The organism is Dyella sp. (assembly GCF_035685805.1).
In the GTDB taxonomy this organism is placed as follows: domain Bacteria; phylum Pseudomonadota; class Gammaproteobacteria; order Xanthomonadales; family Rhodanobacteraceae; genus Dyella_A.
The window spans coordinates 1-13,954 of record NZ_DASSAB010000042.1 but is presented as its reverse complement, the minus strand read 5'-3'; the positions used below and the strand labels follow the sequence as shown (position 1 = coordinate 13,954).

Below are 13,954 nucleotides of genomic sequence, written 5' to 3'. Positions count from 1 at the left end.
GCGCATGCCAAAGCGCCTCGTTCCGCTGCTCCTGCTGGTTCTGCTGCTGGGCCTGCAGGGCTGCACCGTACCGCGCCAGCAGGTGCGTCGCGCCAACGCGCTGGTGGTGGCGACCACGCCGCCCTCCTCCGCCTGCCTGCAGCCCGATCACTGCGCGATGCCCTCGCCCGTGCTCGACGCGGCGACGGCAGCGCTGCGCAACTCCACGCCGGCCGCGCCGCAGCACGTGGTGACCCTGCTGGCGGACAGCGAAGACGCACTTGCCGCGCGGCTGAACCTGATCCGCGCCGCGCGCCACTCGATCGACGTGCAGACCTACATCTGGGACCAGGACGACGTCGGCCAGCTGATGCTTGATGCGCTGGTGCAGGCGGCACGGCGCGGGGTGCAGGTGCGCATCCTGGCCGACCAGCTGTTCTCCTTCGGCGACATCGCGCTGCTCGACCGCCTTGCGCGCGCCGACCGGCACCTGGCCGTGAGGCTGTACAACCCGACCTTCCACGACGCCGAGACCGGGCCGGTCGAGTTTGCCGCCGGCATCGTCTGCTGCTTCATGAAGTTCAACCAGCGCATGCACAACAAGGTGCTGCTGGTGGACGACACCGTCGGCATCACCGGCGGGCGCAACTACCAGGATCGCTACTTCAACTGGGACGGCGAGTTCGACTACGTCGACCGCGACGTGCTGGTGGGTGGGCCGGCGGCGCGCGACATGGCGGCCAGCTTCGCGCTGTTCTGGAACCACAAGCGCTCGGTGCCACTGACCGCGCTGCGCGACGTCAACCGCTACATCCTGGCGCACCCGCAGCCGTCGCCGTGGCGCGCGCCGCAGTTCCGGCGGCCGCAACGGGTGGCCCGGCTGGAGCGCGATGCCGGCGATCCGGCCTGGATCGACGAGCACCTGCTGCAACCGGCCTTCCACACCGGCGAGGTGGAGTTCTTCAGCGATCTCCCCGCCAAGACCGACACACCCACGCGGCGTCACGCACTGGACTTCACCCATCACGTGATGAAGCTGGTCGCCGACGCCCGCGAAGAAGTCGTGCTGCAGACGCCCTACCTGGTGATGAGCGATCGCGCCCAGGCGATCTTCCGCACCATGCACCGGCGCGCCGATCCGCCGCGCATCCGCGTGTCGACCAATTCGCTGGCCTCCACCGACGCGTTCGCGGTGTACGCGCTGTCGTACAAGCACCGCAAGCGCTACCTGCGTACCTACGGCTTTGAGATCGAGGAGATGAAGCCGCACGCCGCGGCCGCGGAGGAAGACTACGCGCTGGCCAACGAGGATCTGCCGCCGGCGGTTGCCGCGGAAGTGCGCGCCCGCCGGCGCCAGCCCGGCGCCGAGGCGCGCGGCATGTTCGGCAGCCGCGGCAAGCGCAACCGGCCGGCGCCGCTGACCTCGCCCGGCCTGCGCTTCGGACTGCACGCCAAGTCGATCGTGGTCGACGACCGCTTCGCGATGGTCGGCTCGCACAATTTCGATCCGCGTTCGGACCACTTCAATACCGAGGCCGGCGTGATCGTGCACGACGCGGCGTTCGCCCGGGCGGTGCGCGACTCGATCCTGCAGCTGACCGGCCCGGCCAACGCGTGGGTGATCGCGCCGCGCAAGCCGGTGGTGCCGGTGCTGACCAGCGTCAACCAGGCAATCGGGGACATCTCCGAAAAGCTGCCGCTGTTCGACTTCTGGCCCTATCGCTACGCCACCAGCTACGACCTCAAGCCCGGCTGCACGCCGATGGCGCCGCACGACCCGGCATTCTTCAGCTGCTACGAGCCGGTCGGTGACTTCCCCGGCGTGGCGCTGTCGTTCAAGTTGATCTACACCCGCCTGATCACCGCCTTCGGCTCGGCCGGCAGCGGCATCCTGTAGCCGTTACGGTCGGGAATCGGCACGCGCGTCGTCGAAGCGCATCGGCAGCTCGCCGCTGAGGCCCGCGGGATAGCCGGGCGGTACCGCGAATTGCCAGCCCGCCACCAGCCGGCGCGCGTAATCGTCCAGCACCGGATCGCCGCTGGACTGCTGCACGGCAACCGTTTGCACGTCGCCGCTGCCATCGATGCGCAGCGACAGCACCAGGCGCCCGCGCAGGTGGTCGCGCACCGCGTCGTAACGCTCGCCTGACCGCGGCGGCATCCGCAGCGGCACCAGCGTCGGCGGCGCGGCCACCGCGCGCGCCACGCCGGCCGCCTGCAAGCCTTCGGCCGTCACCCCATCGACCACGCGCGGGGGCGTGGCGCGGCCGTGCCTCGTTCGGGCGTGCGCGGGCCGCGGCGTGGCGGCCGGGGGTGCCGTATGCACCGCCGCCACCGCGTGGCGCGGGCCACTCCATTCGGCGGTGCGACCGCTCAGCCACTGCGTGCCGAGCACCCCCACCAGCAATGCCAGCAGGCTCAGCAGGCTGGTCACCCGCAGGCGCGGCGTCATGCCCGGCGCCGCCGATGGGCCGCAGGGACGGTCGCGCGCGTCAACGTTCGAGGATCGCCGTCACGCCCATGCCGCCGGCGGTGCAGATCGAGATCAGGCCGCGACCGGAACCCTTCTGCGCCAGCATTTTGGCCAGCGTGGCGACGATGCGCGCGCCGGTCGCCGCGAACGGATGGCCGGTGGCGAGGCTGGAGCCGTGCACGTTGAGCCGGGCCGGATCGATGCTGCCCAGCGGCGCACCCAGCCCCAGCCGCTGCTTGCAGTAGTCGGCGCTCTCCCAGGCGCGCAGGGTGCACAGCACCTGCGCGGCGAAGGCCTCGTGGATCTCGTAGTAGTCGAAGTCCTGCAGGGTCAGGCCCTGGCGCGCCAGCATGCGCGGCACCGCCACGGTGGGCGCCATCAGCAGGCCCTCGCCGTGGACATAATCGACCGCGGCCACCTCGGCATCGCGCAGCCACGCCTGCACGCTGAGCCCGCGCGCGCTGGCCCACGCTTCGCTGGCCAGCAGCACCGCGGCGGCACCATCGGACAACCCGGTGGAGTTGCCGGCAGTGAGCGTGCCGTGGCCGGAGCGCTTGTCGAATGCCGGCTTGAGCGTCGCGAGTTTTTCCAGCGTGCTGTCCGGACGCAGGAAGCCGTCCCGGCGCAGGCCGCGGAACGGCACGATCAGATCATCGAAGAAGCCCGACTCGTACGCCGCGGCGAGCTTGCGGTGACTGGCCAGCGCGAGCTCGTCCTGCGCCTGGCGCGGGATGTGCCACTCGCGCGCCATCAGCTCGCAATGCTCGCCCATCGACATGCCGGTGCGCGGCTCGGCCACGCCGGGGAACGACGGCTTGAGTTCGCCCAGCGAGAAGCCGGCGAACGCGGTCTTGAGTTTCTCCATCGGCGTCTTCGCGCGGTTCACCGCCAGCAGCCGCTTGCGCAGACGCTCGCCGTAGACGATCGGCACGTCGCTGGTGGTGTCCGAGCCGGCCGCGATGCCCGCCTCGATCTGGCCGGCAGCGATCTTGTTGGCCACGATGATCGCGTTGTCCAGCGAGGTGCCGCAGGCGCGCGCGGTGGTGATCGCCGGCGTGGTCGGCGCCAGGCCCGAGGAGAGCACCGCCTCGCGTGCGAGGTTCCACTCCGAGGCATGGCGGATCACCGAGCCGTGTGCCACCTCGCCCAGCTCCACCCCATGCAACCCGAACCGCTCCACCAACGCGCCGAGCACCTTCACCGACATGCCGAAGTTGCCGACCTCGGCGTAGGCGGTGTTGTTGCGGCAGAACGGAATCCGCACGCCACCGATCACGCCGACGCGCCGTTGCGAGTTGTCCATGGGCTGAAACATCCGGATGAGTATTGAGTCTGCAAGGCTACCCCGCGCTGCCGCCGTGGGAAAGCCCGCCACGGCGCCATCCGCGCGGTGCGGTTCAGCGCCGCGCGGGCTGTCGCGCGAGGGGGCACTGGTAGACTTGTCGCTGTTTTCCCGCTTGGACGAATCGTCTTGGACAGCTCGCCGCTGCTTGCCTTGCCCGTGGTGCTCGCGCTCGAGCTGGGCGCCGCCGAACCGGGCCAGCGCCGCACGCTGAGCCGCGACGAAGCCGCCGAGCTGGCCGCGCACGTGGCCCGTGATCTGCAGGCGCTGGTACCGGCAGCCACCGAGGCGCGGCTCGCGCTGGCCGGCGCCCTGTTCGACAGCGTGGAGCTGCTGCGCCCGGGCTTTCCGGTATGGGCCACGCTGGACGAACTGGCGCGCCGCGTGCCGCGCGGACACCTGGAGAACGTGGTCGCCTTCGGCACCCACGAGGGCCGCATGCCGGCGCAGCCGCTGGAGCCCGACCCGGCCTACGCCGATGGCCCGATGCGTCTGCTGCCGATCACCCTGCTCGCTCCCGAACCGCTGGCCGGCACACTCGGCGAACAGCTGGAGCTGGACCTGGTCGGCCGCGGCGAAGCGGGCCAGCGCACCGCCGACTGGCTGATCCGCACGCTGGGCGTGCCGCTCGAACACGCACGCTACCTCAGCCGCAACGACCTGCTCGCGCTCACCTGCGTGCAGTACGAACACGTCAACCTGGCGCCGCTGTGGAGCGTGCTGGAAACCGCGCTGCTCACGCCGTACCGCGAGGAAGCCACGCTCAGCGCCCGCGGCCTGCCGCTGCGCTACGCCGGGGGCATGGTGCAGGTGCAGTCGCCCGCGCAGTGGCTGGCCGAGAGTCACGACAGCGACCGCGCGCATGCCTTCGCCGGCATCGTGTTCGAACTACGCCAGTACGCCGCCCTGCTCGACGCGCACGCGCTGCCGCTGCGCCTGGCGCCCGCCGACGGCGCCGATGCACAGGCGCGCGACGGCTACCTGCTGGAAATCGTCGGCACCGCCGATCCCGCCTACCAGGCACCGGTGCTGGTGGCGCATGAAGCGCCCGGCCTGGGCGTGGTCGCGGTGACCGCCGCGCAGCGCGGCGAAGGCGGACGCGCGCGCGTGCTGGCGCACGGTTATCCGCTGCAGTCGCGCGCGCTGGGCGCCCTGGTCAGCACGCTGGCCGAACGGTTCGGCATTGCGCCGGACCTGCACGCGCTGGGCCGCATCCAGCTCGACGCCGACGGCCACCTCGGCGCACCGGACACGCCGCTGCACTGAGCGCCATGGCGCGACGGCGAGCCTCAGCGCGCCGGTCGCGGCGTACCGGTCTCAGCGCGCAAGCTTCAATCGACCGGCTTGAGATCGCCCACCACGGTGGGCCACAGCTCCGACACGGTGGGATGGATCGGCACCGCCCAGCGCAGCGCGTCCAGCGGCTGGTCCGCGCTCATCAGGTCGAGCACGCCATGGACCGCCTCGTCGCCACTCACGCCGAGGATCGCCGCGCCCAGCACGCGCTTGGTTTCCGCATCGGCCACCAGCTTCATGAAGCCCTCGGTCTGGCCGCGCTCCACCGCGCGACCGACCCGCGTCATCGGTCGCTTGGACACCAGCAGCGGTCGGCCGCTGGCGCGCGCCTGCGCCTCGGTGAGGCCGACGCGGCCCAGCGGCGGATCGATGTACAGCGCGTAGCCGGGCACCCGCTGCGACAGCGTGCGCTGGTCGCCATCGAGCAGGTTGGCGGCGAGGATCTCGAAATCGTTGTAGGCGGTATGGGTGAATGCGCCGCGGCCGTTGCAGTCGCCCATCGCCCAGATGCCGGGCACGTTGGTGGCGAGGGTGTCGTCGACGGTGATGTAGCCGCGCGCGTCGGTGACCACGCCGGCATGCGCCAGACCCAGGTCGTCGGTGTTCGGGCGCCGACCCATCGCCAGCAGCACGTGGCTGGCCACCACCTCGGGCGCACCCTCGGCGCAGTCCACTTTCACCGCCACGCCGTCGGCATGCGGCGCGAAGGCGATGCACTCCGCGTCGGTGCGTACCGCAATGTCTTCGGCGCGGAGGATCTCGCCGATCGCCTGCGACACGTCCTCGTCCTCGCGGGCGATCAGCCGCGACTGCCGCTCGATCACCGTCACCTGCGCGCCGAAGCGGCGGAACATCTGCGCGAACTCCAGACCGATGTAGCTGCCGCCGACCACGGCCAGGTGCCGCGGCAGCGCATCGAGCTGCAGGATCGAGGTGTTGGTGAGGTAGTCGACGTCGTCCACGCCGGGCAGCGGCGGCACCGCAGCACGGCCGCCCACGTTGAGGAAGATGCGCGGCGCGCGAATCGTCGTGTCGCCCACCTGCAGCGTGTCCGGCGCCACGAAGCGCGCATGCCCGTGCAGCACGGTGAGGCCGTCCATGCCGTGCAGCCAGCGCTCGACATTGCCGCGCGCGTTCATCGTCACCGTATGCGCCCGCGCCATCACGGCAGGAAAATCCACCGTGACCGGGCCGCCCACCTGCACGCCGTAGTCGGCGCCACGCCGCGCCAGGTGCGCCACCTCGGCACTGGCCACCAGTGCCTTGGTCGGCATGCAGCCGGTGTTGACGCAGGTGCCGCCGAACAGATGCCGCTCGACCAGCGCCACCCGCATGCCGGCTTTGGTGAGACGCCCGGCCAGCGCGGGGCCGGCCTGCCCCGCGCCAACGACGATGGCGTCGTAGGCGGCGCTCATGCCAGCCACGCCACGGCAACGGCGGCGCCGCCGATCGCCACCACGTCCTCGATCAGTGCAGCTGGGCGGTCCGACCGTAGCGCGCGGGCCAAAGCACCGCGCGCCGCGGCGCCGCCCAAGGTGCCCAGCACCGCGCCCAGCGCACCGGCCAGCAGGCCGATCGACAGTTCGCCGCCGGCCAGCCCGATCGCGGCGCCGCAGAAACCACCGGAGACGATGCGCGCGCCGAACGGCAGCGGCATCTTGCGGCTGGGCGTGCGTGGCAGCTGGTCGACCACCAGTTCGCCCAGCGCGGCCGCGGTAAAGATCCACGGAGTGGCTTGCGAGCCCAAAAACGCCAGCGGCGTGCCCTGCAACGGCACCAGCCCCAGCCGGGCGGCCCAGCTGATGGCCGCAGGCGCGGTCATAGTGCGCAGGCCGGCGACGATGCCGAGTAGTGATGCAGCGAGCAGGACATTCATGGGCGGGCTCCCGGGGCAGCGAAAGTGAAGCATGCCGTGTCCACGGCAGGCGGTCTTGGACGATTGCGCCGTTGTACGCCCTCTCGGGTGACGGGCGTCATCGCGTGCGTGGTCGCCGCGTCAGCGCGCCGGTGACAGCGCCTGCTCGTACATGACGTAGTGGCAGCGCTCCATGCCGAGGCCCTCATAGGTGGCCTGGGCGCGCTCGTTCTCGGCTTCCACATACAGCCGCAGGCCCACCGCATCGGCCGCGTGGGCGCGACGCGCGACGTCCGCATAAAGCGCACGGAACACGCCGCTGCGGCGCGCGGATTCGGCCACGTACACGCTCTGGATCCACCAGAAATCGCCGCAGCGCCAGTCGCTCCACTCGTAGGTCACCATCAGGCAGCCGGCCGGCACGCCGTCGAGTTCGGCAATCAGGTAGAAGCCGCGGCGCGGTTCGTCGAACACCGACGCCATGCCGCGCGTGAGCACGTCCGGGTCGAGCCGCTTGTGCTCGGTCTCCCACGCCATCGCGGCGTTCCACGCGGTGAGGTTCGGCAGGTCTTCGCGGCGGGCGTCGCGGACGGTCACGGTCATGCGGGTGTCTCCGGATCAGGTCTGGGATGGTCTGATTAACCCCCGTGGGGGCGGCATGATGCCCGGAAGGTTCGCAGCGCGTCGCGGGCCTTCCGGGAATCACTCGTCAGGGAAATTCAGGCGATTGAGGCCGGCCGGTCTGCCCGGCGACGCCTCCACAGGATTAGTCGGACCGTCCCTTGTTCGGCCGCCGCGTGCGCGAGGCGCCGAGCTTGCGGGTGAGCGTGTTGCGGCCCACGCCCAGTGCGGCGGCGGCGTGCTGGCGGTGGTTGTCGTGGGCGCGCAGCGCGGCCTGCATCAGGGTGTGGTCCAGCGCATCGCGGGCGCGGGCGTGGATCTCCGCCTCGCCGCGCGAGAGCGCCTGCTCGGCCCAGTCGCGCAGGGCGTGGGTCCAGTCGTCGCCGCCGGCGCCCGGGGCAGCGGTGCCGAGGTCGCCGGGCAGGATCTCCGCGCCCGGCGCGATCACCGCGAGGCGCCGGCACAGGTTCTCCAGCTCGCGCACGTTGCCGGGAAAATCGCGCTGCGCGATCGCCTTCAAGGCGGCCTTGCCGAAGCGCTTGGGCGGCAGCTTCAGCTCCACCGCCGCGGCTGCGAGAAAGTGCTCGGCCAGCTTCGGGATGTCGCCGCGACGCTGGCGCAGCGGCGGCAGCTCGATGCGCACCACGTCGAGGCGATGCAGCAGGTCGGCGCGGAACTGCCCGCTGGCCACGCGCGCGGCCAGATCCTGATGCGTGGCGGCGACGATGCGCACGTCGCCGCGCATCAGCTCGCGTCCGCCCACGCGGTAGAACTCGCCGCCGGCCAGCACGCGCAGCAGCCGCGTCTGCAGCGCCAGCGGCATGTCGCCGATCTCGTCCAGGAACAGCGTGCCGCCCTCGGCCTGCTCGAAGCGGCCGGCGTGGCGGCGGGTGGCGCCGGTGAACGCACCGGCCTCGTGGCCGAACAGCTCGCTCTCCAGCAACTCCGAGGGAATCGCCGCCGTGTTGAGCGCCACGAACGGCTTGCCGCGCCGCGCGCTCTCCTCGTGCAGCGCGCGCGCCACCAGCTCCTTGCCGGTGCCGGTTTCGCCGGTGATCAGCACGCTGAGGTCGCTGGCGGCAACGCGGCCGATCAGCCGGAACACCTCGCGCATCGCGCTGCTCTCGCCAAACAGCGCGGGGCGGCTGGCGACCTCCCTGGGCGCCGGCGGCGGGGCTACGTCGGCCAGCGCACGTTCCACCGCCGCCACCGCCTGGTCCAGGTCGAACGGCTTGGCCAGGTAGTCCGCGGCGCCATGCCGATAGGCTGCCGCCGCGGTGGCGACGTCGGTGTAGGCGCTCATCACGATCACCGGCCCGATGCCCCGGGCCTTCAGTTCGGCCAGCAGCGTCAGGCCATCTTCGCCGGGCATGCGCACGTCGGTCAGCAGCAACGCGGGGCGCGTGGTTTCCAGCGCCTCGCGCACGCTCGCCACCTCGCCGAACTCGCGCACGGGGTGGCCGGCGTCGCGCAGCGCTTCGGCCAGCACGAAGCGCACGCCGCGGTCGTCGTCGATCACCCAGACGTCGCGTGGGGCGGGGGCATCAGTCATCGGTCGGTTCCGTGGTGGAGGCGGCATCGGTCGGCGCGCGCTGCGGCGGCGGCAACGGCAGGTAGAGCGAGAACGCCGTCTCGCCGGGGCGGCCCTGCCAGCGCAGCTCGCCGCCGTGCTCGTGGGCGATCTCGCGCGACAGCGCCAGGCCCAGGCCGGTGCCGTCCACCCGGCCGGAGACCAGCGGATGGAACAGCGTGTCGCGCAGCGCGGCGGGCACGCCGGCGCCGTCGTCGATCACGTCCACCCGCAGCGCGCTGCGCAGCACGCGCTCGCCCAGGCGCACGCCGTGCTCGGCGCGGGTGCGCAACGTGAGCGTCTGCGCGCCGGCCTCGCGCGCGTTGCGCGTCAGGTTCAGAAGGATCTGCAGCAGGCGATCGGCGTCGGCAGGGACATCCGGCAAGCTGGGATCGTAGTCGTGGCGCAGCGCCAGCGGCGCGGGCTCGGCCTCGAGCAGGTCGGCCAGCCGCTCCAGCAGGTGATGGATGTTCACGCTCGCCAGCCGCGGTGCGCCGTCGTGATGCAGCAGGCGATTGGCCAGCGCGCCGAGCCGGTCGGCCTCGACGATCACCATGCCGGCCAGCGCTTTCAGGTCGTCATCGTCCAGCCGTCGCTGCAGCAGCTGCGCCGCCCCGCGCAGGCCGGCCAGCGGGTTCTTCACCTCGTGCGCAAAGCCGCGCAGTGTCGCCGACAGCGGCGAGGCCGCCGCGGCCGGCTCGGCCAGCGCATGCACCTCCAGCAGCAGTTGTCCGTCGAACGGCTGCAGGCTCAGGTCCGCCTGCCATTCGGTGCCGCGCTGGGTGGTCAGGGCGACGCCGCGAAGCTGCAGCGCCCGCTCCTCGTCCAGCGCCCGTTGCAGCTGCAGCAGTACCGCCGCGTCGCCAAACATCAGCGACGCCGGCTGCCCGACCAGGCTGCGGGTGCCCAGCGCCAGGCGTTCGGCCAGCGCCGGATTCAGCCAGGTGACGCGCAGCCCCGCGTCGACCAGCGCCAGCCCGGTCGTCATCTGATCCGCCAGGGGGCGCCAGCTCGCGTTGCTCATTGCACCATCATGGGGAATGGAACCAGATGGTGCAATGGCAGGCCGGGACTAGCGCGCGCTGTGTTCGGACGGGAAAGCACGACTGCGCACGGGCGGCAGCCAGAGCTCGATCACGTTGTCGCTGGACGCCATCGAGGACAGCAAGGCCAATGCCTGCACCGGCCCGAGGTACGGCTGCATCCAGGCGGCGAGGGCCTCGGCACAGCGCCTGCCCTCCGGCCCGTAGAGCAGCGTCGGCCGGCGCCAGGGAATCGGTGGTTTGGCCTGGTTGCGCTGCGCCGTTGCGATGACGTTTTCCACGCCCGGCACCACGATGCCGAGCGGCCGTACCCGCGACAGCAGCTCCATCGCGCGCGCGCGCTGCTGCTCGTCGTAGATCTGCGTGTAGAGCGTGTACGAGCGGCCGTCCTCGCGCACGCATTGCGCGATGGCCTGCGCTGCGGGCACGGCGGGCGCAGTGGTGGGCGCGACGGGCGCGGGAGCCGCGACCGGGGTCGAAGCCGTTTCAGGGGCGGCGGCCGGTGGCGGGGGTGGTCGTGGCGTGCTGCTCGACGGCGGCGGGGGCATGGTGCTGGCCGCGGTGGTCGGCTCGGCGGGCGCCGATGCCATCGGCGGCGCGTCGCTGTAGGGAGCAGCTGGTGGCGGTGGCGGTAGCGGTAGCGATGAAGATGGCGATGGCGGTGGCGGCGCGGCCCGGCCATTCCGTGGCGGCAACGCCATGGGCGCGGGCGGTGCAGCCATGGCGATCGCGACCGAGGCGGCGTCGCGGCCGATCGCCCGGGTGGGCCAGTTGGCGTAGCTGGCCAGCGAGTTTTTCCAGTAGCTGCTCACGTCGACGTCGAGGCTGCTCCAGCGCGCAGCGACGTTGCTGCACCGCTCCTGCCGGGGAACCGGACCTTGCCCGCACAGCGCGCTGACCCGCTCGGCGATGTCCCGGAGCGTCGCCCGCTGGCCGCTGGACAGGGCGTGGCGATTGGCGAAACCGCTGAGCACCTCCACCTGCAGGTCGAGCTTCCTGGTGAAGGTGTCGCCGGCGCGGCTGATCTCGTCGAACACGGCGTTGGCGTCGCGAACGAACTCCGCGTCCTGCGCATCGAGGTGCTTCTGGTAGTCGCTCCACGCCTGCCAGCCCGCCAGCACGCTGGTGAGGATGGCGCCCGCGCCAAGCGAGGTGCCCACCGTGGCAGCCAGCCGCCGCGGTGCCTTGCCGGGATCGACCGCCCGCGCATCGGCGCTCGCCGGCGGCGCCGGCGCCGGCGCCAACTCCGCCTGCCAGGCCCAGCGCGTCGCCGCCTCCAGCAGCGCAGCGTCGATCTGCTCGCCGAGCGCCAGCCCCAGTGCGCAATAGGCCTCCCACTCCTCTTCGCTGAAGAACTGGTTGAGCGTGCTCTGCTGGGGGAAGTCCGGGTGCCGCGCGGCGTAACCGGCGATATCCAGATCCAGCCCGGCCACCACCCGCGGCTTCACCACCAGCAGGGCGCCGCGGCGTCCCCCGACGTAGCTGATCCGCGCCAGCGCCAGACAGCCTGGCTGGTCTTCCACGGCGATCGCCGCGGGCGTTGCGAAACGTGCCGCCAGCGGGCCCGCCACGTCGGTCAGGCTGGCCGGATCGACGAACTCGATCAGCGCGCCGTGATCGATCCGCGCCTTGCGCACCAGGTTCTCCACGTCGCCGAAGCGGTACTGCGGATCCGCGCCGCAGTCGGCCAGCACGATCAGCGGCAGGCGCCGCTTGAGCAACGCGTAGACCCCCGTGTTGTCGAAGTGGCCGCCGTCGGAGAGGTACCAGTACGGCGCGCTCAGGCCGGGGAAACGCGCGAACATCTCGCGCAGCAGCGACACGTACTTGGCCAGGCCGAAGCGGCTGGTGGTGGCGCCGGCGAGCAGCGAACGGCGCCAGTAGCCGAGCCGGAACCCGCTCAGGAACGTCATCGCGGCCACGCCGGGTCGCGTGAGCGAACCCATGCCCGACCCCACCGCCGCACCCGAGATCGCCACCCATTCGGCCAGCGTGGTGCCTTCCAGCATCGCGGCCGAGGCCACCGGCGGCAGCTGGGTACCGGTTTCCACCCCCAGCGGGCCGACGGTGAGGCTGACGCCCTTGCGATCGGCGTTGTACATGCCGGTGCGGTCGTCGGTGGTCTGGTTGATGCAGCAGTTGATCAGGTGCACCGGCCCACCCGCGGCGTGCGGTCGGTAGTCGCTCAGCGCGACGTCGTCGCCGGGCAGCAGGTCGGTCACGCGCCGGGTGGCCGCGCTCAGTGCGCGGGTCGCCTGCAGCAGCGGGCTGGAGGGAAAGCGGCTGCCTTCCGCGTTGTGGTCGTCGGCGACGTTGCCCACCGACACGTAGGCGCGCGCCAATCGCGAGCGGTAGAAGAAATGCAGCGACGAGCGGTTCAGCTGCTGCAGCTGGTTGCCGGTCAGCAGCAGGAACAGCAGGCCGGCGACCACCACCGCCGGCAGGTACAGATAGGCCGACGGCAGCCCGCGCAGCGAGGTGTCGTCGTTGGGCAGCAGGATCATCTGGAACACGCCGAGCCAGAACACCGTCACCAGCAGCACCAGCGCCACCCCGATCAGGTTGCCCAGCGCCTCGAGCGGCAAACCGATGCCCGCCACACGGTCCTTGGACGACAGCAGCGGAGCGATGGCGCGGGCGACGATCACCAGCAGCGACGTCCAGCCGATGCCCCACGGGAGCGCGAACTTCCACTCGCCGTGCAGCACCGCCAGGAACACGTCGCGCAGCAGCCAGCCGCCGGTGTCCAGCGCGCCCATCAACACGAAGAGCGCGGCGGCAGCGAACGATGCGGCCAGTGCCTTGGTGTAGACGACGCGGTTGGCCTCTTCGCTGCGGCGCCGGTTGCTGAGCGTGGCGCAGATCCAGCCGACGCCCACCGGAAGCATCACCAGGGCCACGCCGCGCACCAGCCACAGCAGGGTGCCGCCCAGCGGCGTCATGTCGGGAAAACCCAGCCAGGCGAGATAGCCGCCGATCACCGTGGCCAGCAACGACACCGCCAGTCCCGCAGCCGTGCCCATGCCCAGCATCCAGTAGCCATAGCTGGAAGCCAGCGCCGCCGCCGCCGGCACCGGCAGCAGCCACCACCACAGGGTGGCCCCGACCAGCGGCACCGAGCGCGGCCCCAGCACCCACGAATAGGCCGCGTGCGGCAGCACCACCACACAGGCGAGAAACATCGCCACCACCATCACCTCGAACTGGGTGGCGACGAAACTGCGGCAGTGCCCGGCGAAAGCCTGCAGCAGGTCCTTGCCGCCGGAAGGCAGCAGGAAGCGCCCGTTGTTGCGCAGCCACCACAGCAGCAGCGAGCCATCGTCGGCGAGCCCGGCCTCCACGTCGGATGCACTGGCCGGACGGCCGGGGCGGAACAACCGCCCCAGCATCGACCCGATATAGCCGCCGCCGGAGACCGTGGAGAGGTAATCGAACCGGTGCAGCACGCCGCGCCTGGCCAGCGCGCGCAGCAGCCCGAGGCAGAAGGTGGCGCTGCGGATGCCGCCACCGGACAACGCCAGCCCGATCACCGGAGCGTCCGGCGGAAGCAGCGGCTTGCCGGCGGCGTCCTTCAGCGCCGCACGCCGCGCGGCCACCGCGTCCCGATCGCCGCTGGCGCCTGCCGGCAAGGTCTCTTCGATGCTCATGACGCGCCCCTCGTCAGGCGGCGTGGCGCCCCCGCGCCTACCCCGCGATCCCCGCATCCCGCGGACGGGCGACATCCCCATGTCGGCCGTCCTTCCCTGCCGCTGGCGGCGGTTCTGCATCAGCTGTC

10 protein-coding genes are annotated in these 13,954 nt (G+C 71.8%); 2 read left to right on the top strand and 8 right to left on the bottom strand.

The annotated features are described in order from the left end of the window. The first annotated feature begins 4 nt into the window (after positions 1-4). Positions 5-1,876 (top strand): phospholipase D-like domain-containing protein, encoded by a 1,872-nt coding sequence (locus VFG40_RS12235; protein WP_324897822.1) that lies wholly within the window; start codon positions 5-7, stop codon positions 1,874-1,876. Between the two features lie 3 nt (positions 1,877-1,879). Here VFG40_RS12235 and VFG40_RS12230 read toward each other — a convergent pair whose 3' ends face one another. Next, a complete protein-coding gene (locus VFG40_RS12230) occupies positions 1,880-2,431 on the bottom strand; it encodes an energy transducer TonB (protein WP_324897820.1) in 552 nt (183 codons plus the stop codon). A 40-nt stretch (positions 2,432-2,471) separates the two neighbouring features. After that, on the bottom strand, positions 2,472-3,755 hold the full coding sequence (locus VFG40_RS12225) for an acetyl-CoA C-acetyltransferase (RefSeq protein ID WP_324897818.1): 1,284 nt from the start codon (positions 3,753-3,755) through the stop codon (positions 2,472-2,474). Positions 3,756-3,923: 168 nt separating this feature from the next. Between VFG40_RS12225 and VFG40_RS12220 the strand changes: the two genes are divergently transcribed. Continuing rightward, a complete protein-coding gene (locus tag VFG40_RS12220; protein ID WP_324897816.1) occupies positions 3,924-5,060 on the top strand; it encodes a hypothetical protein in 1,137 nt (378 codons plus the stop codon). A 65-nt stretch (positions 5,061-5,125) separates the two neighbouring features. Here VFG40_RS12220 and VFG40_RS12215 read toward each other — a convergent pair whose 3' ends face one another. The 6 genes from VFG40_RS12215 to VFG40_RS12190 all read right to left on the bottom strand — a co-directional run bounded on the left by VFG40_RS12215 (position 5,126) and on the right by VFG40_RS12190 (position 13,826). Beyond that, a complete protein-coding gene (locus VFG40_RS12215; protein ID WP_324897814.1) occupies positions 5,126-6,505 on the bottom strand; it encodes an FAD-containing oxidoreductase in 1,380 nt (459 codons plus the stop codon). Further along, positions 6,502-6,966, bottom strand: coding sequence for a DUF4126 domain-containing protein (locus tag VFG40_RS12210; protein WP_324897812.1), 465 nt, complete (start codon positions 6,964-6,966; stop codon positions 6,502-6,504). Before VFG40_RS12210 ends, VFG40_RS12215 begins: the two co-directional genes overlap by 4 nt. Before the next feature lie 120 nt (positions 6,967-7,086). Beyond that, positions 7,087-7,548, bottom strand: a complete 462-nt coding sequence (locus tag VFG40_RS12205) for a GNAT family N-acetyltransferase (protein ID WP_324897810.1) — start codon at positions 7,546-7,548, stop codon at positions 7,087-7,089. Positions 7,549-7,711: 163 nt separating this feature from the next. Beyond that, complete coding sequence (gene ntrC, locus VFG40_RS12200; RefSeq protein WP_324897808.1) at positions 7,712-9,118, bottom strand: nitrogen regulation protein NR(I); 1,407 nt, start codon at positions 9,116-9,118, stop codon at positions 7,712-7,714. Next, positions 9,111-10,160: a two-component system sensor histidine kinase NtrB gene (locus VFG40_RS12195; protein WP_324897806.1), complete on the bottom strand. Its 1,050-nt coding sequence runs from the start codon at positions 10,158-10,160 to the stop codon at positions 9,111-9,113. The genes ntrC and VFG40_RS12195 overlap by 8 nt, the downstream gene beginning before the upstream one ends. Before the next feature lie 48 nt (positions 10,161-10,208). Beyond that, the gene (locus VFG40_RS12190) at positions 10,209-13,826 is read right to left on the bottom strand and encodes a patatin-like phospholipase family protein (protein ID WP_324897804.1); all 3,618 of its coding nucleotides are present in this window, start codon (positions 13,824-13,826) and stop codon (positions 10,209-10,211) included. Between the last annotated feature and the right edge of the window lie 128 nt (positions 13,827-13,954).

What these genes read in the sequence shown, in the direction of transcription:
- VFG40_RS12235 (WP_324897822.1), top strand. Translation starts at nt 5, where the DNA reads ATGCCAAAGCGCCTCGTTCCGCTGCTCCTGCTGGTTCTGCTGCTGGGC.
- VFG40_RS12210 (WP_324897812.1), bottom strand. Translation starts at nt 6,966, where the DNA reads ATGAATGTCCTGCTCGCTGCATCACTACTCGGCATCGTCGCCGGCCTG.
- VFG40_RS12230 (WP_324897820.1), bottom strand. Translation starts at nt 2,431, where the DNA reads ATGACGCCGCGCCTGCGGGTGACCAGCCTGCTGAGCCTGCTGGCATTG.
- VFG40_RS12215 (WP_324897814.1), bottom strand. Translation starts at nt 6,505, where the DNA reads ATGAGCGCCGCCTACGACGCCATCGTCGTTGGCGCGGGGCAGGCCGGC.
- VFG40_RS12225 (WP_324897818.1), bottom strand. Translation starts at nt 3,755, where the DNA reads ATGGACAACTCGCAACGGCGCGTCGGCGTGATCGGTGGCGTGCGGATT.
- VFG40_RS12205 (WP_324897810.1), bottom strand. Translation starts at nt 7,548, where the DNA reads ATGACCGTGACCGTCCGCGACGCCCGCCGCGAAGACCTGCCGAACCTC.
- VFG40_RS12190 (WP_324897804.1), bottom strand. Translation starts at nt 13,826, where the DNA reads ATGAGCATCGAAGAGACCTTGCCGGCAGGCGCCAGCGGCGATCGGGAC.
- VFG40_RS12195 (WP_324897806.1), bottom strand. Translation starts at nt 10,160, where the DNA reads ATGAGCAACGCGAGCTGGCGCCCCCTGGCGGATCAGATGACGACCGGG.
- ntrC (WP_324897808.1), bottom strand. Translation starts at nt 9,118, where the DNA reads ATGACTGATGCCCCCGCCCCACGCGACGTCTGGGTGATCGACGACGAC.